At 34.2% G+C, this 24,636-nt stretch carries 26 protein-coding genes and 1 tRNA gene; 12 read left to right on the top strand and 15 right to left on the bottom strand.

The window, feature by feature from the left end:
- Positions 1-91: 91 nt before the first annotated feature.
- Positions 92-2,479, bottom strand: a complete 2,388-nt coding sequence (gene inhA1 / locus F0362_RS06620; RefSeq protein WP_001035956.1) for a M6 family metalloprotease immune inhibitor InhA1 — start codon at positions 2,477-2,479, stop codon at positions 92-94.
- Positions 2,480-2,824: 345 nt separating this feature from the next.
- Here inhA1 and F0362_RS06615 point away from each other — a divergent pair, with 345 nt between their 5' ends.
- Both F0362_RS06615 and F0362_RS06610 read left to right on the top strand, forming a co-directional pair.
- The gene (locus tag F0362_RS06615) at positions 2,825-2,959 is read left to right on the top strand and encodes an anti-repressor SinI family protein (RefSeq protein WP_000276222.1); all 135 of its coding nucleotides are present in this window, start codon (positions 2,825-2,827) and stop codon (positions 2,957-2,959) included.
- Positions 2,960-3,038: 79 nt separating this feature from the next.
- On the top strand, positions 3,039-3,362 hold the full coding sequence (locus F0362_RS06610) for a helix-turn-helix domain-containing protein (protein ID WP_000578872.1): 324 nt from the start codon (positions 3,039-3,041) through the stop codon (positions 3,360-3,362).
- Between the two features lie 75 nt (positions 3,363-3,437).
- Here the strand turns inward: F0362_RS06610 and calY are convergent, their stop codons facing one another.
- The 6 genes from calY to F0362_RS06580 form a co-directional block, all read right to left on the bottom strand.
- Positions 3,438-4,031: a biofilm matrix protein CalY gene (gene calY, locus F0362_RS06605; RefSeq protein ID WP_000053720.1), complete on the bottom strand. Its 594-nt coding sequence runs from the start codon at positions 4,029-4,031 to the stop codon at positions 3,438-3,440.
- A 427-nt stretch (positions 4,032-4,458) separates the two neighbouring features.
- Positions 4,459-5,295, bottom strand: coding sequence for a DUF4047 domain-containing protein (locus F0362_RS06600; protein ID WP_149889709.1), 837 nt, complete (start codon positions 5,293-5,295; stop codon positions 4,459-4,461).
- A gap of 135 nt (positions 5,296-5,430) precedes the next feature.
- Positions 5,431-6,018, bottom strand: a complete 588-nt coding sequence (locus F0362_RS06595; RefSeq protein ID WP_000172853.1) for a CalY family protein — start codon at positions 6,016-6,018, stop codon at positions 5,431-5,433.
- Between the two features lie 64 nt (positions 6,019-6,082).
- A complete protein-coding gene (gene sipW, locus F0362_RS06590) occupies positions 6,083-6,652 on the bottom strand; it encodes a signal peptidase I SipW (protein ID WP_000767788.1) in 570 nt (189 codons plus the stop codon).
- Between the two features lie 194 nt (positions 6,653-6,846).
- Positions 6,847-8,133 carry a D-alanyl-D-alanine carboxypeptidase family protein gene (locus F0362_RS06585; RefSeq protein WP_000247036.1) on the bottom strand — a complete coding sequence of 429 codons (1,287 nt, stop codon included), beginning with the start codon at positions 8,131-8,133 and terminating at the stop codon, positions 6,847-6,849.
- A gap of 153 nt (positions 8,134-8,286) precedes the next feature.
- Positions 8,287-8,514 (bottom strand): hypothetical protein, encoded by a 228-nt coding sequence (locus tag F0362_RS06580; protein WP_000251867.1) that lies wholly within the window; start codon positions 8,512-8,514, stop codon positions 8,287-8,289.
- Between the two features lie 435 nt (positions 8,515-8,949).
- Between F0362_RS06580 and F0362_RS06575 the strand changes: the two genes are divergently transcribed.
- From F0362_RS06575 to F0362_RS06545, 7 genes are all read left to right on the top strand, one after another.
- Positions 8,950-9,165, top strand: a complete 216-nt coding sequence (locus tag F0362_RS06575) for a hypothetical protein (protein WP_000929646.1) — start codon at positions 8,950-8,952, stop codon at positions 9,163-9,165.
- 193 nt (positions 9,166-9,358) lie between these two features.
- Positions 9,359-9,431 (top strand) — tRNA-Val (locus F0362_RS06570).
- Positions 9,432-9,549: 118 nt separating this feature from the next.
- Positions 9,550-10,467, top strand: coding sequence for a tyrosine-type recombinase/integrase (locus F0362_RS06565; protein WP_225990160.1), 918 nt, complete (start codon positions 9,550-9,552; stop codon positions 10,465-10,467).
- 797 nt (positions 10,468-11,264) lie between these two features.
- Complete coding sequence (locus tag F0362_RS06560) at positions 11,265-12,530, top strand: DEAD/DEAH box helicase family protein (RefSeq protein ID WP_149889708.1); 1,266 nt, start codon at positions 11,265-11,267, stop codon at positions 12,528-12,530.
- A 306-nt stretch (positions 12,531-12,836) separates the two neighbouring features.
- Positions 12,837-13,070 (top strand): hypothetical protein, encoded by a 234-nt coding sequence (locus F0362_RS06555; protein WP_098321579.1) that lies wholly within the window; start codon positions 12,837-12,839, stop codon positions 13,068-13,070.
- A 285-nt stretch (positions 13,071-13,355) separates the two neighbouring features.
- Positions 13,356-13,586 carry a hypothetical protein gene (locus tag F0362_RS06550; protein WP_113710457.1) on the top strand — a complete coding sequence of 77 codons (231 nt, stop codon included), beginning with the start codon at positions 13,356-13,358 and terminating at the stop codon, positions 13,584-13,586.
- 50 nt (positions 13,587-13,636) lie between these two features.
- Positions 13,637-13,867 carry a hypothetical protein gene (locus F0362_RS06545; protein ID WP_149889707.1) on the top strand — a complete coding sequence of 77 codons (231 nt, stop codon included), beginning with the start codon at positions 13,637-13,639 and terminating at the stop codon, positions 13,865-13,867.
- Positions 13,868-14,140: 273 nt separating this feature from the next.
- Here the strand turns inward: F0362_RS06545 and F0362_RS06540 are convergent, their stop codons facing one another.
- On the bottom strand, positions 14,141-14,731 hold the full coding sequence (locus tag F0362_RS06540) for a recombinase family protein (RefSeq protein ID WP_149889706.1): 591 nt from the start codon (positions 14,729-14,731) through the stop codon (positions 14,141-14,143).
- Positions 14,732-15,511: 780 nt separating this feature from the next.
- On the opposite strand from F0362_RS06540, the gene F0362_RS06535 reads away from it, so the two are divergent.
- Positions 15,512-15,943, top strand: a complete 432-nt coding sequence (locus F0362_RS06535; RefSeq protein WP_149889705.1) for a hypothetical protein — start codon at positions 15,512-15,514, stop codon at positions 15,941-15,943.
- A 58-nt stretch (positions 15,944-16,001) separates the two neighbouring features.
- Here the strand turns inward: F0362_RS06535 and F0362_RS06530 are convergent, their stop codons facing one another.
- Both F0362_RS06530 and F0362_RS06520 read right to left on the bottom strand, forming a co-directional pair.
- Positions 16,002-16,772: a GIY-YIG nuclease family protein gene (locus F0362_RS06530; RefSeq protein WP_149889704.1), complete on the bottom strand. Its 771-nt coding sequence runs from the start codon at positions 16,770-16,772 to the stop codon at positions 16,002-16,004.
- A gap of 577 nt (positions 16,773-17,349) precedes the next feature.
- Positions 17,350-20,628, bottom strand: coding sequence for an Eco57I restriction-modification methylase domain-containing protein (locus F0362_RS06520; RefSeq protein WP_172624219.1), 3,279 nt, complete (start codon positions 20,626-20,628; stop codon positions 17,350-17,352).
- A 740-nt stretch (positions 20,629-21,368) separates the two neighbouring features.
- Here F0362_RS06520 and F0362_RS06515 point away from each other — a divergent pair.
- Positions 21,369-21,902, top strand: a complete 534-nt coding sequence (locus F0362_RS06515; RefSeq protein WP_149889702.1) for a hypothetical protein — start codon at positions 21,369-21,371, stop codon at positions 21,900-21,902.
- 220 nt (positions 21,903-22,122) lie between these two features.
- A complete protein-coding gene (locus F0362_RS06510) occupies positions 22,123-22,401 on the top strand; it encodes a chromosome segregation protein SMC (RefSeq protein ID WP_149889701.1) in 279 nt (92 codons plus the stop codon).
- Here the strand turns inward: F0362_RS06510 and F0362_RS06505 are convergent.
- The 5 genes from F0362_RS06505 to F0362_RS06485 all read right to left on the bottom strand — a co-directional run bounded on the left by F0362_RS06505 (position 22,393) and on the right by F0362_RS06485 (position 24,498).
- Entirely contained in the window at positions 22,393-22,788 is a 396-nt protein-coding gene (locus tag F0362_RS06505; RefSeq protein WP_149889700.1) for an adenylate kinase, read from the bottom strand. The two genes, F0362_RS06510 and F0362_RS06505, sit on opposite strands and share 9 nt — an antisense overlap.
- Before the next feature lie 116 nt (positions 22,789-22,904).
- Positions 22,905-23,243, bottom strand: a complete 339-nt coding sequence (locus F0362_RS06500; RefSeq protein ID WP_149889699.1) for a hypothetical protein — start codon at positions 23,241-23,243, stop codon at positions 22,905-22,907.
- Between the two features lie 37 nt (positions 23,244-23,280).
- Positions 23,281-23,586, bottom strand: coding sequence for a hypothetical protein (locus F0362_RS06495; protein WP_149889698.1), 306 nt, complete (start codon positions 23,584-23,586; stop codon positions 23,281-23,283).
- Positions 23,587-24,207, bottom strand: a complete 621-nt coding sequence (locus F0362_RS06490; RefSeq protein WP_149889697.1) for a hypothetical protein — start codon at positions 24,205-24,207, stop codon at positions 23,587-23,589.
- Between the two features lie 24 nt (positions 24,208-24,231).
- Positions 24,232-24,498 carry a helix-turn-helix domain-containing protein gene (locus tag F0362_RS06485; RefSeq protein WP_098212788.1) on the bottom strand — a complete coding sequence of 89 codons (267 nt, stop codon included), beginning with the start codon at positions 24,496-24,498 and terminating at the stop codon, positions 24,232-24,234.
- Positions 24,499-24,636 lie beyond the last annotated feature (138 nt).

Raw genomic sequence — 24,636 nt, 5'->3', positions numbered from 1 at the left:
AAAATTACATTATATATAATTTTTTCTTTTATATAAAATTCATTGCTCACAAAAAACTACCGAAAGAAAATCTCTCGGTAGTTTTACGGTATTAACGGTATAAACGAACAGCACCTGCAGAATTATCATCAGCTTGTCCTACTACTTCAAACTTAAGACCAAGCTTCGGTAAAATACGTCCTGCATCTGGAATCTGTTGATTAATATACGTTTTCGAATCATCAAACTTCGGTACACCAGCTAAGCCATTGTACGTATACGTTCCACGCGTTGGAGATACAACTTGCCAAGCTGGCGTTTTGTCGAATGAGAACGCCGCATCAGCGATTTGGAATCGTGTACTACTGTCAATTGTCGGCTTACCATTTAAAGTTCCTACAATTGCTTCTGGATGAGAATCAACTACACCAAGGAAACCGTGTCCTGGATGTAAACCAACCCAGTTATCTGAGTAAGCTGAGTCTGCATACCATACAACCATACCTGAGTTATATTCTGGACCGCGAGCAAATTTCAATGCGCTATCTGATCCAGTATGGTTTCTCCACTCTACATAGTAGTTATGTTTTTTCTTCTCTGTTCCGCTAGAAACAACGAAACCATCTAATTTAAATTGTGATGTACCTTCTGCATCATCTGAGAATGCAACTTTACCATCTACTGTTAATGATGCATTATCAAGTAGGAAACCATTTAATGCTAAACCACCATCTGTAATGTACTCAAATGTTAATTTTACTTTCTTACCTTTGAATTGACTTAAATCATATGATTTATCAATCCATTTTCCATTTGTCGAATCTGCATTTCCGCTATTTGCTTTCTCGCCAAGTCTTTCAAGTAACGTTTGTTGTCCATCTTCTGTTACAGCGTGTACTTCAAGGAAATCATACTCAGCTTCAATCTCATATAATGATTTGAAATCGAATTTCGCATTCGTTGCATTTGTTAAATCAAACAGTGGTGTTTCCATTTTCGTGTGAAGATTGTCACCTTTTGTGCTGTAGTAATACTGTTTACCAAATGCTGGCTCAATTGTTTTTACATCTTTATCTGGTAAGTTAACACGAATCATACCTGGTCGGTTAGATTTCGTAACACTTTGGTCTAAATATGTTGCTAGACCAATACCTTTATTTAATTTCTCGTAATCTACTTCTACGATATTTGCCCAGTTACCACCGATTGTTTTTTGGAAAAACTCTTTATTTTGTGGTGAGAAACTTGTTGGCGTTGTTCCAGCGATTTTACCAGCCCAGCTACCGCCACTCATAACAGACCAAGCTTGAATTGGCTCACCATGACCCGTATAGTCTGTATCATACTCATCTGGAAGACCTAAATCATGACCATATTCATGCGCGAATACACCAACCGCACCATCTTCTGGTTCAATTGTGTAGTCGAATGCTGCCATCTTTCCGCCCCAATATGGAACTTTCGCTTGCGTACCTTCAATTGCGAACGGCTTTGGTCCAACTGTCCAGCGATGTGACCAAATTGCATCATCACCTAATTTACCACCGCCAGCTTCTTGTCCAACACCCGCATGAATAATCATTAAGTGATCGATTAAACCATCCGGTTGATTTTGATTTCCATCACCATTTACATCGTATTGATCGAACTGATCAAACTGTGATAAATCAAGACCGCTATCTACAGCTGCTTTTAATGCATCTTTTACTAGATCACGTGGTCCTTTTGGTCCTTTATTATCATGGCCTGTAGCAGCATCTGCACCGTAATCAGCAGCTTTACCAGGAACTGTTAACCATTTTGTAACTGTTCCGTCCACTGTGTAACTACCACCGGATTGCTCTTCGTAATATTGTTTAAACGTTTCGATTTTGCTTCCATCCTCTAATGCGAATGGCTCATCACCGAATAACATTTTTTCATAGTGTTCTTTGTTAAAGTCTTCCGAATACATATAACCAGGTTCTTTATCAATGTTGTTATGTTTAAAGTCAGCGTACTCTACAAGTAAAACAAGTACCTTATCTTTACGAACATCGCCGTTATATGCTTTTTGTTTTGCTGGAGAAGTTGGTACTTTACCATTTAATCCGCCTTTAACTGGGCCTGTCGCTGCAGGTGTCCCTGTTGCTGGCTGATTTAGTTTTTCTTTCGTGTCTGCTTTCGCATCTTTCACTTTCTTTAAAAAGTCTGATGCTTCTTTCGTAAGTTGATCCCCATTCGTTGCTTCTTTCCCAGGATTTTCACCCTTTTTGTTCTCTACATACTTTTCGACAGCTTTCTTTGTTTCTTTCTCTGAAGCTGACGAATCAATTACCCCACGCTTTTTCAGTGCATCTGCTAAACGCTCTTCTGGAATTAAATGGTCATCAACTGGGCTCGTAGCTGCTTTATTCCCAGGCGTTTCAGCGTACACAGACTGAGTGCCCGTGCTAAATGAAAGACCTAATACAGCTGTCAAAGCAATTGATGATAATACTTTGAATGGTTTCTTGTTCATCCCTTATTTCCTCCCCTAATAAATAATATGTATTACAATTTGAATTTTATTAAAAATTCAATATTTTTTCAATATTTAGTTATATTATGTAATTTTTTTAATATATTTGTAAAAATTTCATAGTTAGTATACGGATATATCACAATTCAACAATGTTTTCTGAAAATATTGAAAGTTTTTATCGAACAATTTATAATTATTTCCATCGAGGGAGTTTAATGGGGATTTTATCTTTGTTTTACCTACACAATATTTGATAATTCGATACATAAAATAAAAAATTCGGTTTTATTATCATTTATTCTGTAGCAGCAGTTATGACCGATAATTAGGGAGGAATTACAATTGTACAAAGATAAGACGGACACACTGGATCAAGAATGGATTGATTTAATACTTGAAGCTCTAGATGCTGGTATCGCCCTACAAGATATCGAACACTTTTTCCAACGTATGAAGCCATCAAGTCAAGCTCAATAGCCTTGTTCTTTTTAACGAAGTTTATGTTATAATAATGACATCATAAGACGACGACATATTGATAGAAAGGTGCGCAAACATGATTGGAGAACGTATAAAACGCCTTCGTTTACAAAAAGGTATTTCATTAACTGAACTTGCCGAAAAAGCTGGTGTTGCTAAATCTTACATTAGTTCTATAGAACGAAATTTACAAAAAAACCCTTCCATTCAGTTTCTTGAAAAAATCGCAGCAGTTCTACAAATTCCAGTTGATACTTTACTTCATGACGAAACAGAAAAGGAAGCTCGCCTAGACTCCGATTGGACACAGCTCGTTAAAGACGCAATGAACTCTGGTGTCTCTAAAGAACAGTTTCGTGAATTTCTTGAATTTACACAGTGGAAGAAAAATCAAAAATAATATATAAAAAGGAGTGCTTACAAACTGGCACTTCTTTTTCTTTATAAAAAAAAGCGGGGGATACCCGCTTTTTTTTTATTTTTCTTCCCCAGCTTCTTGGTTAGCATTGAATGTCCACTCTAAATTCAATGTATCACCTTGGAATTTATTTTGGTCTTGACCATTATCTTCGAATACAAATTGTACCCATAGATAATCCTCTGTACCAGCTTCTAATCCACCTTTTTCTCCCCACTCAGGAGCAAAGATGTCTTTAGCTAAAAGATCTGGATCCGCATTTTGTAAGTCTGCTAAAGTTGTTTCATATACAGGCTCACTTTGTTTATCCCAGTTCCAAATAAATTTTACTTTAATGTGCTTGCCAAAGTCTTCCCCAGCATTATCATTTTTTGCATCTTTCACAGTATACTTTGTTGCTAATTTAACGTCTTTAATTGTTAACGAACCATCGTTCTTTAGTAAGAACTCTTTCTTAACAGAATCCCCTGGTTTTAAATCTTTAATATCCACAAGCGTTTTAGGGTTTAATGTAAGATCTAACGTCCCAGCTGCAAATGTATTATTTGATACTTCTTTATCGCTAAAGAATGCAAACGTTCCTCCACCAATTAAAGATAACCCCAATGCTGCTGATGCAACTCCCATACCTAATTTCTTTTTCAGACTCACAATCAATTCCCCCTAGCTGTTTTTTGTATTTTTACATTGCTATCTCTCATATAAATTAAGAGATGTAAATAAAACTATATTAGCGATGCTAATATTTGTTCTTTTTCAAAAACCTTAAGTTCATTATAACGAACAAACTTATGTAAATACAACAACATTTTTTAGTATTTTCAATTATTTTTATTTCTCAATATTATTTCGATTTTTCAGAAAATAATATATACTACTTTATACTAATTTATAACTTTTTTCACACGCAAATACATTTCATATTATAAGAAAAAAGAAAGACAAAGAGGTGAGGGCTAACGTTCCCTCACACTCCTATAAAACATTAATCGTTTTGCTTATTCGCTCGTTATCTCTTGCACCACATTCTTGTTTTCCAGCTGTTTCACTAAAGCAGTTACCCCGCTTTTATCTGTTTCTATTTTTTCTGTTCCTCTGCTTTCTTCTGCTCTTCTAGCTTTTTCTGTTCTTCTACTTTCTTTTGTTCTTCTGCCTTCTTTTGTTCTTCTGCTTTCTTCTGTTCTTCTGCTTTCTTCTGTTCTTCTGCTTTCTTCTGTTCTTCTGCTTTCTTCTGTTCTTCTGCTTTCTTCTGTTCTTCTGCTTTCTTCTGTTCTTCTGCTTTCTTTTGTTCTTCTGCTTTCTTCTGTTCTTCTACTTTCTTCTGTTCTTCTACTTTCTTTTGTTCTTCTACTTTCTTTTGTCCTTCCGCTTCAAGTGCAACGTTTAATTGTTGCTGTAGAGCCTGAATTTGCTCATCAATAGCTTTCAAACTAACTTCTTTCTCAATATAATCTCGCTTCTCTTTTATAATCTGAAAGCCTTCATTCACATATAAGGCTACTTTTTGAATCGACTCATCTTTAGTTACTTTTAATTCTTCCTGTATTTGGTTGTAAGGAGCTTCTATTTCAGTATATACATTTTGCAAGGCTTCCTTCTCAGAAACAATTTTCTCACGACCTTGTTGCCATACAGAAATTGCCTGTTTTATTTCTTCAATAGAAGTTACTTTCAGTTTCCCCTTCATTGTTCCATACTCATGCTCAATAAACTTTTTATGTTGCTCAGCCTGTTCTTTTAATGTAGTAACTGTTTTCGGAAATATAATTGCTGTAGAAATACTCGCTTCTACTTTCGTTTCATGAATGAATGCCGCTTCTGTATGCGTCATAACTTGAGATCCTAAATAAAACGTAATAGAGCACATACACGGCAATATAAGCATCTTTTTTAAATTACGTGGTCTTTTCAGCATCTTAATCTCTCCCATCGAACATTCCGTTCTTTATACAGAACATTATCTTTATTATAATAAAGAACTATATAAAATGATAGCTATATACTAGAAAAATAAAAAAAGGGCTATCCATATGATAGCCCTTTTTTATTATTATCTTTCTTCACCTGCTGTTTGTTGTGCATCAAACGTCCAATTTAATTGTAACTTATCGCCTTGGAATTGATTTTGATCTTTCCCATTATCAACGAACTCAAATTTCACTTTGAATTTATCAGATTTACCTGCAGAAATACCTTTTTCATCCCAGAACCAAGCAGCTAAATCATTATCTACGGCTGTAAGTGTGTCACCCTTCAATTTATCTAATGTAGTTTGTTTCACAATTGTCTCATGCTTATCTACATTTTTTAAGAATGTTACTTTAATATGTTTACCAAAATCATCTTTATTATCTTTCTTTACATCTTCTACATTATAATCTGTTTTCAGTAGAACCTTTTTAATATTTAAGGAGCCTTTATTTTCTAGTTTAAATTCTTTTTCAATTGTATCACCAGGTTTTAAATTCGATACATTAACAACTGTTGATGGATTTAATGCTAAATCAAGTGTACCAGCCGCAAATGTATTGTTTGACACTTCTTTATCACTGAAAAACGCAAATGTTCCTCCACCAACTAATGCTGCTCCTAGTACTGCTGATGTGATACCCATTCCTAACTTTTTCTTTAAAGTCATGTCCATATCCCCTTAATATATATATATTTGTTAACTTCCTAAACGGAAAGTATAACCAAACGATCTAGACGGATTGTTCTACTTTTTTATCTTTCTTTTCTCCGTCAATGCTACGAATAGCGCCAAAAATAGAAATCGCGGAATAACCAAGTAAAAAGACGCCTGGAATAATAAGAAGTAATGCTGCTCCCGCTTTTGAATTCGCATAATTCAGTAAATAACCAACGTACGGAACTGTAATATCTGCATATTTCCCAACTACATTTTCTGCAAGTACTGGTTCTAAATCTGGTCCGTTGTTGTTATCCCCTTTTGTTTCATACATTACTTTTCCATTTGTATCTTTCACACCGATAATACGGTGAGTGATAATTTTTTGATCTTTCTCTTTAAAGGTAATAACATCACCTTTTTCATATTTAGAACCATCTTTCTTTGGCTCTATTGCAATGATTGATCCTGTTAAAAACGTCGGTTCCATCGATCCTGAAAGAACGCTCTTAAACTGATATCCCATCACTGTCGGATCCCCACCGCTCGCTTTTGAAGAAATGACTACAAAAGCTAAGAAAACCATCAATGCAAATAAAACAAATGAGATCGCGTTGCTAATTATCTTCCAAATTAATTTCATCGTCTCTCTCCCTCTCCGTTGTTTTATATTATTTGAAGTATGCAATGCTTCTTGTGTTCTTTAACAAGAACACAAGTAAATGATATAACGAACTTCGAGTTATTGCAATAAGAAAATTTACAATTATTAGTTAAACTTCTTTTCCGTATATAAAAAAGACTGTGACAAAATCTCTTCACAGTCCTCATGCTTTTTTACTTTTCTTCTGATTTTATTCCTTGTCTATTATGGCGCACCACAGCATATAAAATGACTCCAACTAATACAATCGCACCTATCCCAATACTTATCACTTTCACATTTGACTCTGTTATTTCAGGCTCAATTGTATCCTTTTTAGGCATCGCAAAAGTAACATCTTCTTTTGAAAGAACATTTATCGTCGCAATTGTTTGATTATTTTTCGTAATATCGACTGCACCAACTACCTCACCACGATGGATTCCCTTATGATACAAAGAGTCTTTATCTAATGAAGCGGCCCGAAAAATAGTTTTCACATTTTTCCCTTCATCTTTCTTAAGCACAAGCTCTGCACTTTTTTCAAGTTCGCTATCAATATCTTTATTTAAATACGTTGTCTTTTGATGCCAACTATGTTTATCTAGCACCGTTTGTTTCGTAAATTGCCCAAAAGAATATTCCGCCATCTGCTTTAAATCCTCATAGATTTCAGGTCTTTGAGAAGCCATTACTACATTTATAATACGATTTCCATCTTTCTCATTTAATAAAACGAGCGTATTACGTGCCTCATTCGTAAACCCCGTCTTACCGCCGATACTATATGGGTTCTCAAAATAAATAGATTTATTAAAAATAGACACCGTCTGCCTAGATGTAGTAACTGTCGTTCTTTTCGTATTCATCGCTTGCAAAATTTCAGGATACTTTTGCACACCTCTCGTAATCATAGCGATATCATACGGCGTCGTATAATGGTTCGGATCATGCAGTCCATTTGGTGTTACAAAGTGACTATCTGTAGCACCTAACTGTTTTGCCTTTTCATTCATCATATTAGCAAAATTCTCAACACTTCCACCAATATGCTCTGCAATCGCATACGACACATCATTCGCACTTAACACCATTAAAATCATAAGCGCGGTATTTCTATTCACCGTCTCACCGGGTTGAAACTCAATTTGATAATTGCTCTTCTCTTGATCTAATGCTAATTGCGAAAATGTAAACTGATCCTCTGGCTTCGTATGCTCCATTAACAAAATCGCTGTTAACACTTTCGTCACACTAGCTGGATACGCACGATGATGTGCATTTTTGTCATACAACAAATCACCTGTTTTCGCATCAATCGTAGCTGCAAACTGACTAAAAACATTTGGCCCTTCCTTAGGTGGTGGTGCCACTTGCTCCGGATTCACTCCAATATTCGTCTCAGCACGCAACGTCATAGGTGTCAATAAAAACAAACTAATAACTGTAATAAAAACCAAAATTTTCTTGAAATTTACCATATGACTCTCCCTTTTCACTTTACTCCTACAAATAAAAAATGAATCTACCAATCTATATGTAATTTGTATTAAATTGGAAGAAAAATCACTATTTTTTACTATATCATATTTTTACGATAAAGGACATAATTATACAATAAAAATAAGAAGGAATTACTCTTTCTTATCCTTCTCATCAATTAACGAATCTATTAACTTCTGACTTGCTTCCTCAGGCGTAATCTCATCCGTCATCCCCATAAATGACCAACCTTTAGAATCGACCCACTCAACAAGCTCTTGCAAAAACTCATCATGCGTAACATCTACATCAAGAATCGAGCCATTAATCGAAATCGTTCTATTTCTAGAAACGCGCATCTTGAACGTTTTTCTTACCATTACAATAATTCTCCCTCTACTCTTGAATATTTATAAAGTTAAACTTTAATCCGTGGGGATTTTCTTCATCCCCCACGGATTATTAGCCTTCACCAATCGGGCTTTTACGGGCAGTTGATCTCCCACCTAACTTCTTTGCTTTCGCTGAATTTTGAGCGGGGATCTTACTGCCCGTTAATGCGGGGTAAAAAAATCTTGTATCTCTGTTATACATGATTTTAAGTAAATTGTAAAAAGGATATATTGGCCAATTTGAATATCGAAAGTGAAAATCCCTTATTCTACATAGCCATCACACGTTATACAATTTGTCATACATTACTAAATACATCCGTATAAAAACAACACAACTTTCATTTTATCACATCAAATACACTTTGCTTTCGTACAATCAAATGGAATATATTAAAAAAACTAAAAATGAGGAGGAATTCTATGGCACATTGTACATATTGTAAGACGAAGTGGAAAATAAAAGATGTATGGTCGATACTTGTGACATTTGAAAAAGATTGTCCGTATTGTTTTGGAAGGCAATACCTTTCTAACGATACCTTTCATCATGCTAATGCTGCTTTACCTTTGCTATTCTTATGTCCTTTACTTGTTGATTTAAGCGATGAAAACCCTTTGGATAAATATCGTAAATAATATAACCTCTACATTTAAAACCTACTTTCTATTCAGTTTCCTTCTTATTAATTATTCCTTTATTCACTTCTAGCATGATTGTACAAGATCCATCTTTAAAAACTTCCTGTATAAATATTGTAAAATTTCAGTTAATTATATATAATTGCTTTAGCATTATTATTAAAGATGCTATTACATAAGTATTTTTGAAGATCCCGTAGCTCAGCAGGGAGAGCGCCACCTTGACAGGGTGGAGGTCGTGAGTTCGAGCCTCTCCGGGGTCATACAGTTAGTTATATCAAGGGTTTGAGTACGTTTCTTAACAATTAAAAATGTTATGGTCATTACCAAACCGGTACGACTAAACGAAAACCACTTCGCAAAAAAATGCGGGGTGGTTTTTTGTTGTTAAAATTTGCTGTCCTTGATTTTTTGGACGATAGAGAGTTTAAGAATGTTACACCGAAAACGCTACAAAGCTATCGGGATATTCTGAAACAGTTTGAAAATTTCTGTTTAGAACATGATGTTATCAATGTCGAGGATATTACTACAAGTATTATGAAGCGATATATCTTGCATTATCAAAAGAAAGGAAACAACGCAACCACTACAAACTCTAAGTTGCAACGTATTCGTGCTTTTCTTAATTATATGATTGAATGTGAAGTCATTAAGAATAATCCTGCTAAGAAAATACAGAAAGCACGAGAAGATGTACGTATTGATGTATTTACTGATTATCACATTAAACAAATGCTTAACTACTATAGAAGGATTAAACAGCGTGAAAAAACCTTTTACGCATATCGTGACTATTCCATTATCGTTGTTTTACTTGGTACAGGGTTGAGACAATCTGAATTATGTTCCCTAAAGTGGACTGATATTGACTTCAAATATCAAACTTTATCTGTATTTGGGAAAAGTCGTAAAAGAGAATCTATTCCTGTTGCCGATAAGGTAATTATGGAGTTAGCGACATACAAAACATTTTGCGAACAGATTTTTGTAGAAAAAGGACTTTCAGAATACGTTTTTTCAAACCGTACTAATAAACAACTAACTCCTAATGCAGTACAAAACGTCTTTAAACGTCTAGCTAAGATTATGAATTTTAAAGATGTACGTCTTTCCAGTCATACATTTAGACATACATTTTGTCAACGCTGTATCCAATCGGGAATGAGTACATTTGCGGTTCAAAGGTTAATGAGACATTCGTCCATAGTAGTAACTGAAAGATACGCAGCTATGTGGGGAAATGACTTAAAAGAACAAAACGACAAGTTTAATCCTTTAAATACGATAGATATATAAATAGGAAAAAAGCCACCTACGGCAATAGGTGACCAAAATTCAAATTCAAAACTAAATAACGGAAATTCCGTACATTCAGCACCTCCATTATAAATTTTTCAAAAATATAATGCAAGAGGTCTAGTTCCCTATTGTCTTTTTTAGCTAGTGTACAGCAATTTCCGAACGTGGGAATGACCTAACACCACGATAAACACTTGAACAGGTTAGCTAAGCCAATGTCATAAAATTAAGCGTCCTAACAGATAACGTTTCCTTGTTTACGTTGTTAGAAGTCTAGGTGAGAACGACCATTAACGGTTCGGCTGGTTGCTTGGTGTACTACGGTACAGGTAGCAACGAATAAGAAAGATTATATTAGGTTACGAGTAATTAAGGTTATGTCAGTAGTACAATTCCTTCCCTAAGTTTTTTCAGCATGTTGGACAAGCATGACATGTTAAAAGTTCGTTGCAGATGAAAATCTAGCGTTCAAACAAGGTGATACGATGGAAACCTCAGCAAACTCAGTTCAATTCAGTATTAAAGAACGTCTACTTTTATAGCACTTTGTTTTCTGAAGTGTTATAAAGGTAGTCATTCTTCTGTCCAATATTTCCTAGACAAATCTAGTTAATTCAGCGAAAAGGAAAACCTAAAGTCAAGAGATTCAAATCATTTTAATTACCACTAAATATGGATATTTGTAGAAGGAAGTAACCACTAATCAAATTTATTTGTCCTATTTTATTCTTTTCCTGCAAGTAAGTATATGTAAGACGAATCTTACAGAACTATAGAGGAAAAGGGGTTTAGGTATGTTATTAAAACGTCCAGTACAAACAAAAATTAACATTATTGATTCAATTATGGGTAGTGGTAAAACTAGTTGGGCAATACAGTTCATGAAGAACGCACCAGCGTATCAAAAATTTATTTACATTACCCCCTTTATAAATGAGGTAGAACGAATAATTACTTCTGTTAATCGTAACTTTCACCAACCACAAGCTGATTGTAAAGGAGAAACAAAGCTAGAAGATATAAAACGTCTCATCTCAGAAGGTAAAAACATTGTTTCTACACATTCACTTTTTAAAAATATAAATAGTGAAGTCATTGATTTGTTAGACATGGAGAATTACACGCTAATCCTAGATGAAGTTATGGATGTTATTGAACAAGTAGATGTTTCAAAAGATGACTTAAAAATGCTAACAGAAAACGAGGTAATTGGAGTAGATCAAAACGGTGTTGTTCACTGGAAGCAACTTGATTATAGAAAAGGGTACTTTGAAAAATTGAGGAACCTAGCTTATTCAGGGAACTTAATGATGTATGAAGACAAAGCAAATGAACCGAGTGCAGTATATTGGATCTTCCCTGTGGAAATATTTAAGCGTTTTGAGGAAGTTTTTATTCTGACCTATATGTTTGATGGACAGATTCAACGTGCTTATTTTGATTTATTCGGTCAAGAGTATGTCTATAAATCAGTTGTAAAGGAAGGTAGTAACTATAAGTTAGCACCATATGTGTCTTTTAAAAATGAAGACCGTTCACATTTGAAGGAACTGATTAACATTTATTATCTTTCACTTAAAGATAAAAAGGATATGAACAAGATGGGAAATAAGCATAATTATTTTAGTGTGTCTGATTTAAAAAAGAAAACTAAAAATAAGGATACAAAGAAAGTCATTAGAGATAACGCTTATAACTTCTACCGTAATAAATGTAATGTACCTACAAATGAGGTCATGTGGACTACTTTTAAAGAGTTTAAAGATAGCCTAGCACCTATGGGGTTGAAAGAACACTTTGTAAGTGTAAATGCACGTGCTACAAACCAATTCCAACATAAAAGGACATGTATCTATTTAGCTAACATTTATACAAATCCTTTGATAAAACACTTTTTTAATAAGCGAGGGGTACAACTTAATGGTGATTTATTTGCATTATCAGAACTACTTCAATGGCTTTTCCGCAGTCGTATTCGTACAGGAAAGTCAATAGATGTTTTTATTCCATCTAAGCGAATGAGAACGTTGTTGGAACAGTATCTCAATAATGAAATTTAATTACTTTCTCTACTTTTATTGCTTAGTAAAGAAACGCTGTAACCCTTGATAACACTGGGTTTCTTGAATATTTCCTTATAAGAAAGATATAAAAATATTATAAGTATTAAAAGACAATCCCGAATAACACTACAAGGGATAGCCTAAGCTACCCCTCTTCGTGATTATTCAGGGCATACTTTAATAGCTATATAGAATAGTATTATTTCTAGAAATAGTGGTGAGGGCATTCTTTGCCCGAACACGAGGCGTAGCCGAGGTAGAATAAAAAATCAATAACATGATATAAGTATAGGAGGAAATGGCTTGGAACTAGAACGATATTCTTACAATCCATATAAGAAGAAATACAAAGGGCATTGGCACTATCGCTGTAGACATTGCGACAAAGTTATATATGTTCCTAAAGAACCTGAGGGTGGTGGATATTATATTTGGATTTACTGTGACGAATATAGCCCGACAGGTTCAATGTTCTGTTCGAAGGAATGTATAGAAGAAGTTGACCAAGAATATAAGAAAAGACGAGGATGGGCATAATCGCCTATCCTTTTGTATTTTATAATCACCATTCGAAGTTCTTTATGATAGATAGTACTGGGTATCAGCAAAGGATGAAGTGTTTAGTTTTAGAAGAACTTCAATTATAAAAGAACTTGTATTAGTTAGGTTAATCCACAACATGATCTTTTCACACAAAAACCCCTTATGATATTGATCTTATAAAAAAATTATCAATCTGATGTCCTATTATGAAATGAAATTGCAAGTACCTATATGTAAGGGCTGATTCAAGCCCCAAAAAAATACTTGGAGGTATTAACAATGAAAACAAACGTTAAGAATGGCACTATTTATTTAGGGGAGTTTGCTACAGATACAGAAACTATTCGATTAGGGGACTGTGATATTTTAGGACTACAAATAAAGACAGAAAGTAATGGAGGTTGGTTTTCTGTACTTGGTGAAACAGATGAAAAAGGAATTGTTAAGCGTTTAATTATAGACCTAGAACCAATTGATGAGAATCCACATGAAGAAGATTATGATAATTGAATAAGAAAAGCGAATTAAAAGGCTAAATTATTTGGAAAGGAAAGGTGTTTATGAATGATATTGGATTTAACAACGTAAAATTGACAGATAAGGACGTATATAAAATACTGTATCTAAACAAGGTGAAAGGTTATCAGCCTTACCAGTTAGAAACAATGTTCCCTGTCACTAAGGCAACTATTAGAAGTATTGTAAATGGTAAGAGTCGAAAAGATTGTTATGGCTTGTTTATGAAATACAAGGATAGCCACAGTGACGAGTTTATGAAACTAGCTAAATAGTGACTAGCATAATCTTAATAGTATATTAACCCTCTCAGATTATTTCTGAGGGGGGGTATTATATATCGTAATTTCATGAATCTTATGTGTGAATTCAGTTATGGGATGCACAATCAGTGAAATGTTGAAAAGTAGTGTTCAGCCCTTGGTACGACTACATTCATAAAAATGGATTAGTTGTGCTTTTCTATGCAATTGTCACTTTTTTCGCTTCCACTCCCTCTTTATACAGTCGCCTCAAAATTATTTTTTCTGCACAAATAAAAGAGGCTATTAGTTAGCCCCTTGTTCTTCTCGGTATTCTTTCAGCCTTCTTTTAAATGTTGCCACGCTACACCCAGCAAATTCAGCACCCTCAGGCTGTGATATGTTACCAGCTTCAACTTCTTTAATAGCATGTAATAAAGCACCTTCAATTTTATGAGTTTTGGACTTTCTACCAAACTTCACGCCTTTCTCTCTTGCGTCCTTAATGCCTTCTTGAGTTCTCTCAAGTATCATAGAACGTTCAAATTCAGCAAATGCACCTAATACATTGAATAATAGTTTTGTCATAGGATTCTCCATTGTCTCAGCTGTAAACATTCCCATATTGATGATGTGTACCGCTACACCTCTATTAGTTAATTCAGTAACGATTGTCTCTAATTGTGATAAAGAACGTGCTATACGGTCAGCCTTAGTTACTACAAGCGTGTCACCAGCTTTAATTACTTCTAATAGTTGATTAAGTTCTTTTCTGTCAGCTTTTGCCCCACTGATCTTTTCTTTATATATTTTTGTAGCACCTGCTTCTTTTAGTGCTTTAATTTGAATATCCAGTTCTTGTTTATTTGTGCTAACACGTCCGTAGCCATAAATCATAGTTAAATTCCCCTTTTTTATAATTTCTATTTGATACGACTTTTTGATACTCTGCAAATCCTATAATACAGCCATTCTTTACGAGTGTCAACAATTGTAAGGTTTATGATACGGAACAGGTGAAAACACTTGCTGAAAGCCACACTACAATTACTTTCAATCAAAAGTGTCAATCAAAAACGTATTGCTGGAACATAGATAAGGAAGGACTGTATAATACCAATACTGGTCGGTACTACGTTGGTAAGATAATAGGTTAAGGACTAAGCTGGGCGTACTATATACCCTACTATCAGCGACAAGGATACCAGTAAGATAAACGAAAAGAGAAGTAACAGACATGGCAAAAGACACGAGGCGAGGTGAGGGCAACAGGCAAGAAAAGAACGAATGAAAGAAGAACGAAAGAAGAACAAACAACAGATAAGTAATAAACGAGATCAACGAGGACATTTGCGAGGACGCTGGGCGGTACATATGGATTCGCTATTTTTTGTATTACAATGCCCCTACCCTATGGGGGCGACCTCTCTATATGGGCTGGTCTAGTAAATGAAGAATATACAGGACGGTCTGAAAATACCATATGGTACAAAATGGAATATTCATAAACAATTTTGAGACGATTAGCTTTTTCTTTATGGACAATCCCCTTACTAAATGCACTGTACAGCATTATGGAGAAGAGGGTGGTTCAAGTTTTTGCTATAATTCAATAACCGTTTCTTAAAAAATTATTTTGCAATGGGATTTTAAATTATTTTAGGAGGTACAGCTGTAATGACTAAGAAAATGACAGCCGATGAGATTTTAGTAAATATGTATAAAATGGACGATACTGAGAAACTTGAATTGTTAAAGGTATTATCAGAAAAGCATTTCGAAGGTACTAAGTCAGTTGAAGAAATTCGACACCTAAACTCTATAGCGGTGTTTGGAGACGAGGAAGAAGATAACAATGACCAAAAAACTTGTGAAGAAATGATTAAATACATGAAACACATGGAGAACAGTGAGAGGTTTAGATTGTTAGATTATCTATTTCATAACCATTCCGACTCAAAAAGACCAGTTGGTGTAAGTGCACCTACAAAGGCTTACATTGAGGGTTATTTAGAACGTAAACTTACAATTGATGAAATTGTAATCTTGAAGTTGGCTTATGACTGGGGGCACTTTGTTGGGGAAGAACGTGGAATGAAACAAGTTTAAAAAGTGATGAGAATAAAAAGGGGTAAGGATTTACCCCTAATTTATTTAAGTCTATCTTTTAGTATAACAACTTTTTCTTTAGATAATCTTCTTCTATAATACGTTCAAAAATTTTTAAGTGGTCTATTTTTAGAATATGAGGCAAAGCCTCGTCAAAAGATATTCTGGAATATAACATGTATTGTCTGATGCCGTGTAAAAAATTTTCGTATAACTCATACGTAGGATTTTCGGATAGTTCTTTTAAAGTTGATCTTGAAACTAAAGGAGAATTACGTTGATGAGAGAAATCATACACAATATCATAATTTCCTTCAGTAGTATTTCTTTGTCCACTAATGCTACCACCTACACTATTCCATGAAGGTAATCTATTATGTCGCATCCTGAATGCTTCAATTAAAATCCCTTCAATTTGACGAAGGTCATTTTTTGATTGTTCGTAAACGAAATCTCTAGTAGAAACTTGAGATAAGTCGTGTTTAAACCATGTATCAATGTTTTTTCTAGTGACAGGTTGGCTTAATGGTGATTGAAGAAACACACTGTATCCTAGTTTCTCATTAGTAGTAAAGTATTCTTGGATTTTAATGAATTTACATCCGTTTTCTCGCATAGGTATTATACCATTGTGTTGCTTGAATCTTTCTGCTAGATCGACAGCTAGACCAATATAAAGAACCTCTTTGGTATTATAATCCCAAAATGAATATATGCCTGCTGAAGCCCAACCATAAGAATCATTAGGTGAACATAAATCTTCTAATGAATTAACAATATCTAATACTTCATTTTGCTTGTAAGCATTTTGAACAATAGTTGCGTGCATTAAGAATCCCCCTTTTTACATTTAGTTTTATAATAACACTATCTTGGGGGTGTTTTTCCTTTCAACGAATTAAAGTCCTTTTACCAATCCCCTCAAATTTTCAAATTCTTTACAGCTATCAATTAGAAGTAATTGTAAGGCGTGTTTGTTTGTAAATTTATTCAGACGCCCCTCTTTAAAACTTTCATTTTATTTAGCGATAGTTTCCCTTATTGTGTTCGTTCCGCAATAAGGTGACGTCACCTTTAGAAAGATGACTTAAAACTATATTGAATTGGGATCTATCAGATGTAGTTCCAGTAAAATTTTTAGAGTAGATTTTTCCACAGTTTTTATTTTGTAGTGCTTACAAGTGTACATCTAAACCTTGACCTATTATAGACACTTTAGCATATCCGTATTTTTTCTATATGGATTTATGCCATTAAGTTACGATACCCTTAGATACCTCGATATTACAGAGGAAGCTTATGTGTGTTAATTCTTTTAAGTTATGGCACCGATGTATAACAAAAGGCAATTACCTGTTGAAGAGGTAACTGCCTTTTTAGAGGTATATATTAAATGAAAGTAAAAGTTAGTTAGCGATTTGTTTTTTAATAATAGCAATCTCATTATCATTCAAATTGTATAAAGTGTAAACTTCCTTGTCTATTTCGCATTGTACAGCTGTAATTTGTTGTTGTGTTAAAATTATTTTTTCTTTTTTCTTTTCAAAGACAGGCTTAAAATCAAAGGCTTCTACTTCGGTTAACTTCACCTGTTTTTTATTTAATTCACCTATAAATTCTTTGTAAGAGAGATCAAAGAATTTATCTAGCTTTTTCGAAGGTTTTTCTAGTCCTTTCATCTCTTTCAAATAATCTAAGAAGGATTGTTGTTCGTTATACAAAGATGTATGCAACTCAAGTAGTTGATTAGCTAAATTTTCGATTCTAAGCTTCTCAGCACTTTTAGGAGTTTTTACAGGAAAGTCATTAAGATACTGACGCTTAAATCGTAAGTATCCACCTCTGATTGCAGCACCTGTTGCAAACATATAGTAAAAAAGGAGTTCTGAGTTCAATAATCCTAATAAATATTTTGAGTCAGAAGGAATAAAAAAGCCAGTCATATCTACATACCTACCTACTGTATCAAGAGAAAAGCGTGGTATAGGTGCAATATCAGGAAAGATGATTTTTACTTTCTTATATTCTTCATAATAAGAACAAGCCCTTAACTCGTACCATTCACCTTTACCCTTAATATCACTTCTATTAGATAGAGGTTCTTTATATTGATTAAGATGATTTAAGATACTAGGATAATTACTTATATCTATTCCTTTTTCAACTAAAATAATAAAGCGATCTTTGTCTGCAACTAGATATTGTCGAATATCTGTACCCATAGTGAAAGGGTGTATAATATCCGCAGCCTTAGAATCATCACTGATGAGTTCCATTTTCTTTTCTTCATCAATAATATAAGCGGTGTTATAACCAGTCTTGATTCCACCGTAGATGTCCTTACCTAACCATTTAGATAGAGAAGTCCCTTGCTTTTTTATTTTTTCGAAGATGGAAGTACTCTCTGCATTGCCTATATACCAAAAACCGTCATCTAATTTATTCGACTTAATAGGAAAAGAGTTTTCTTCTAAGTATTCGTCCAAATTTGTAACATTTTTTTCTTTTACATCACATGCTTTAATATCATATGCTTTTTTTGGAGAGGCTTTTTTCATAGATAAGATTAAAGGATAGGTGACAGCATCTTGGAATATAGGCAAATCTCCAAAGTCAATAAGTTTAAGTATTTGATAATTAAGCAAGAAGCCTCTTAAAGGCTTTCCATATCTAGCTTTCATAAACTTATTAGGAAAAATAAGTGACAGCCGTCCTTCTTTTTCTTTAAGTAAGTTTAGACTTTTTTCTAGAAAGTAAGTATATAAATCAGCACTACCACTAAAAACTGTATAATTCTTTTCTAAAAAAGGTTTGTATTGACCAATAAATTCATTACGTACATAAGGCGGGTTTCCAATAATGACATCAAAACCTCCATTGTCCATAATGTCTTTAAAAGATTCTGACCAATCAAAAGGTTTTAATGCGGGACTTGCATTGTCTATTAAACTGTTACCACATTGAATGTTTTTATCGAGTGTAGTCAATTCATCTGTTGCATTTGCAGTTTTCAGCCAAAGAGAAAGCTTTGTGATTTCTACCGATTCCTTGTTTAGATCTACTCCAAACAAATTATTTTTTAAGATGTGCTTATTTAGATCAAACAGAGTTAATTGTCCTAATCCCGTAATTGCCTCGTTTACAATCATGCCTTCCTTGTACAAATAATCAAAAGCTTGGTTCAAAAAAGCACCAGAACCACAAGCTGGGTCTAAAACTTTAATATTTGAGAGTACATCTCTATACGCCAACCAAAAATTTAACCATTTATTTTCAGCAGCGGTACGAACAGACTTTGCTGAACTTTTTAATTTTCTTTTTTCGATAGCATCTAGCTTTCTATCATGTTCAGCTTCCCTTTCTTTCAATTTTGTGTTATACCATTCATCAATATCAATAAGTTCAGGTAAATTTGCTTCACCTAACTCTTTTCTTTTAGCTGATAGCCAACCTCCGATAGCATCTTCTACTATAAATCTAGTTATATACTCAGGAGTGTAAAAGATACCATCTTTTTTACGTTTTCCATTCCTGCCAATCTTTTCACCACGTATCTCTTGTTTCATTTCTTCTATATCAGTTATAGACTGTTCAAAAATGTGACCTAAAATGTTTACATCTAAATCACTGTTAAAATTATTGTTTGAAATTCGTGTGAACTCTATAAAGATTGAATCTTGAATGTTAAGAGAGTCAAGAACTCCGTCATATTTAAATAGACCGCCATTGAATTTATTGATGTTGTTTCGTTCATTTCCTTTGTCTATCGACAAAAAGAGATTTTTTAATTGTTCCCAAATTGGTGTATCAGTTACTACATAAGATAATTTTGCAGCTTCAATTACACGTCTAAACGTATTTTCAGGGAGAAGTCCTGTGTCTTCACAAAAGCATACAAAGATAAATCTATCCATCAATTTTTGGGTCTTTTCAAATAAGACTAATTCATCTACAAGAGGATTATGAGTCTTTAAGTGTTCAAATACATTTAAACGAGTCTGTTTATATTCTTTATAAAACTTGTCGCTAATTTCTTCCTTTTCAGCGTCATTTGTATCATAAAACTTATCTGTTTTAGAATCTTTTTCTGAATCGATAAGATGTTCTTTACATAGTAAATAGTAAAAGCGTTTGAACTCTTCTGCGTCTGTTAATTCAATTATGTCGAATCGTTCATACTCGGATTGTGTCGAACTTCTATAAAACCTAATTTCTTTAAAGTTAGAAACAATAACCCACTTACAATTCTTACCTTGTTTAGAAGCATAAGAAAAAGCTTGTTCAACCGGCGTTTGCTGATTTTTCCTCCCACGTTGTTTACTGTCAAGATGTGTTTTTGCATCCTTTAATTCAATGATTACTTGTACATCATGCTTATTACGTGAAAAGTAGCCTAAAACTCCGTCAGCTTTGCTACTATCTGTTGAAGATTTACTTTCCTGTATTAAATTCCACTCATCATTTCCAATTTGATCTTGATATCCTAATACATTTCTAAAAAAGTCAATTAGAAAACTCCCTTGTAAGGATTCTTCTTTAGTTTTCTTAAATTCAGTGTCTTCTAAACTGTGTTTCCAATTAGTCAATATTTTTAGTTTTTCATCGAAGTTTGGAATCTGATCTAATTTAAAATTTTCCAATCGTTCATTTAACAGTTTTCGATTAAAAATTTGTTTATGTATCAATTGATATACCGCCCTTATAAAAGTAGTTATTTCCATATTACCACAAACCAGCCATATCATAGGATAGATAAATCACTAAAAATACAAGGTGTTAGGTGTAGAAAAAACACCTATTGTAATCAATTAAGGAGAAGCGTTAACTAACACAAGTGATTAACTCACTGACAGTACGCAGTGACAAATCATAAACCTCAATCAGTAGTGCCAATCAAAAACGTATTGCTAGAACATGAATATGTAAGGACTGTATAATACCAGTACTGGGCGTACTACATACAGTAGGAGAACCAGCAAGAACAATGCAAGCACGACACGAGGCGAGGACAATATGCGGTGACGTTGTGACGCACTGATTATTTCTATATATATACCCCCACCATAGGGGGCAGGGGGTGTATATATGGTCGGTCTGCCGTCTGGAAAATATATGCTATGGTTTGCGGAATCTATATGGTATTAAATGGAATTCATCTTCCCATACCTACAACAAGTTAAACTTTTAGTGCGGAAGATTAGGGTTCTACTAAAATTTTTAAATTACTTTTTTAGAAAAAAAAATCAAAGCAAGTTTTATACAATAATTTTTATGTTTATCAGTGTTAACCTGTGCATGTCAGTGTAATCCAGTGAAACCTCGTGTAATCTACTAACTTTTAATTATATAAAAATAGGTATTAAAGACGCTGGCGGGGGGATATTAGTATTAGGACGTCCTAATAAATTCAATTGGAGGGATAACATTGAAAAGAGATCTATTAACTAAATTGATTAAGAAGGTTGGTAATGGATTTTTATATTGGTACATTTGGAAAGATGGAATGACATTAAAAGTTCATTCTGGTTCTGTTGGCGATATAGGCGAAACCAGAGAAATGCAGTTGGAGTTACCTGGAAAAGCGAATGAATCAATAGATGAATTAGTTAATCAAAAGATTAAAGAAGGGTTTCGATATATAGAAGAACATGACCTAATTGATCTTTTAGTGGAATATAACTATAAAAAAGATAAAATCGAAGAAACACTAAAAAAAAGACATTCCATGCAAGATATAATTGATGGATGTTTATTTTGGACTGGGAACGGCCATTGTGATGGTGGAGGAATGGGAATGGGGGTTGCCCAAATTTTTAATTATGTAATAGATGTTAAAAAGGCTGCAAAAGAAATTATCAAGGAACTTGAAAATGAAAACTTGGTTGAGGGAGTAGAAATCTCCTATCTTAATCCCTTAAATGTTCATATTACTTTGTATTCTAATGGATTAGAACAATAACCATGAAAAGAGTATTGAGATCACTCAATACTCTCTTTTTATTGTGCGGGGAAGGATAGTAATAGTGACGAGGTAAATATTGTAGAAAGTGGTCAACTGCAAGTCATTAAGCTGTATGGATGGAAGGGGGTGGTTAAGATATTTGCTATAATCGAATGACCGCTTCTTAAAAATATAATTTTGGGGTGGTTTTCAAAATATTTTAGGGGGTCGTGCTGCCATGACAGAAAATGAGAAGAAGTTACTGGAACAGATATATGCGAAGGTATGTGAAATGGAAAAGAAAGTGAATAGCATAGGCGACGATTTAGATGAGTTAAGTGGTAAGGAAACCTCCACCTCAGTAGAAAGTAAGTTGGGCGATTTGAAGAATGTACATAAAGGGATACAAGCGACATTCGAACAGGGCTTTGCTGACGTGCATAAGGGATTAGAAGAAATAAAGGAGAATCGAAGCATAGCAAAGGAATGGCAAAAGCAAAAGGGACAATTAAATTAGTCCCTCAGCTTTAAAGTGATCTTTAATTATATTTGGGTTAACTTGTAATTCTTGTGCTATTTGTTTAGGTGTATAGTCCTCTATAATCATTTGATATAGTCTTTTTGCTATTTTATTAGGGGATTCCTTCTTTCTACGTTTGTGAGAGACCATTTTACTACTACTAGCATGCTGTAACCTAGTACCAAAACTATCTCCATAAGGCATAGTACAAATATGTTTTTGATGGTCTTTCCCTATCATATATCTAGCCTTGTTATAAAAATCAGCACCGCACTTATCACAGTGGAATAGCATTGTAGCATGTTGGTTAGTGTAGCGTGTTACAGGCGTTATAGTACCACCATAATCCTTATTTAATCTTGCTTCATATTCTAATTTATCCATAATAGTTCCTCTTTTCATAGTTGATTAAGCAACAGTTTAAGTAGTATTTTTGAGGTCTGAATAGGAATATACCCGACCCTCATTTTTTGGCCTGAGAATGCCTTTATACCAAGCCCTCATTTTGCTAAACTGTTGCGTATTCTACTGTTCCTTTCTGTTTTTCGTCTAGCTGACTCTCTACATATGTCAGAACAATATCTCAATCGCAAATTACTAGTTTTGAATATCCTTTTACAGCCATTGCATTCTTTTGAGGAAACTAAAACCTCTTTGACTACGCCATGTTTAGAATCAATGCCATTTAATAAATTTAAGTAGTCGCACTTAATCTCTTCTTTATCAAAGTTGTAGCGTTCATGTTTAACTAATAACGGACAGTGGGCGTCTTTTAATACACACCAATTACTTTCCCCGTTAAATTCTTTAACTAAGTTGCAACAATCCTTTGCTTCCATTTCTCCATATCTCCTTTAAAACAGAAAAGATCACCAGCTATTCACCAGTGACCTCTTTTGTAATCTCTTTTGCTAATGCTATCTTGTCAGCGTGTGCCTTTTCTTCCGCTTCAATTTCTTTGATAAGGCGTTCTTTGACACCACTGTCTTGTAATTGGTTAATCATGGCCTTTGATAATTCGCTATCATTGACAGGTGATTTTTCAATGTAGTGACCAGCTTCATTTTGCAATGCCAATCCATACTGCATTGCCAATACTGGTGGTAAGCCTTTTAATACTTCTGTGTTACCCTTCCTCAGTTCCGCTAGCACGTCTTGTTTTACAATGCTAGTTAAGTTCATTTATTCCACGTCCTTTGGTTGTTTTAAGTGTTCTGGTAAATTCCCACGAGTAGCGGAAAACATTTCATTCTTAGAAACAACAGATGTCTCAAACCATGTAAAGAATGGCTGGTATTGTTCTTGATTGAATGAGTGTTCCAAACGTGGAAACTCTTCTTTAACTTTTGTATCTTCAAACACTTCATAAATATCAGGTGCAATTTCATGGTATTGTTTTTTGAACTGTTTCCCCATTTCAGCTACCTCAGTTAACAATTCATAGCGGTGACGGATAGCAAGTTCTGTCACGTCATACTCATAAGAAGTAGTTCGGTCTTTTCTCAATACATCTTGAAATACTGGAACATAAGCACGTTTCAACGCTGATCTTTTTCCGTCCAGTTCTTCCATCATAGAATGAATGATTTCTAATTTTGAATTGATTCCCTTTGCTTGTGCTTTTAAATAAATACGTTCTGACAAGTTCGCATTTTCCTGATCCAGTAGAATCGCTGTCATTTCCTCTTGCATGACTGCTAGTTCCATTTGTAGTTCCTGTTCTTCCTTGTCCAGTACCTCAGCTTTTGCCTTGTACTCAGCTATAACTTGTTTTGTTTCAACGAATAAATCTTTTACTTCCATTTCCCATTCCTCCAATAGTAGATATTATTTGTAGCCTCTTGAAGCCTTCATTTCTAAGATTCTGCGAACACTGGCTAACTCAACGTTAGAAACTCGTAATCGTTTAATAGCGTCCTTAAATTTGCTGTGATACAGCGGTGTGAACTCTATTTCACCTCGTTCTAGTTTTCCGATGGTACTTCTATCAACGCCCATGACCTGTTCAAAATCTGATTGAGTCTGATTTCTCAACTGCCTGACAGGTTTAATAAAACGATGGTCAAAGTCCTGTTTGTATTCCAAGTTATTCACCTTCTTTTTTTGGGAACTTCATATAAATAAAAAAAGGCATGTCATACGACACACCTTAGTTAATAGGAGATCAATTCAACTATCATTATCCGTAGGAAACTATTTAAAGCTTCCTCTATTATAATATCTTTGAAACCA

Origin of the sequence: Bacillus sp. BS98 (assembly GCF_008432245.1) — a bacterium.
Taxonomy (GTDB): Bacteria; Bacillota; Bacilli; order Bacillales; family Bacillaceae_G; genus Bacillus_A; species Bacillus_A toyonensis.
Note: the sequence above shows the minus strand (reverse complement) of the source record. Positions and strands in the feature narration are given on the sequence as shown.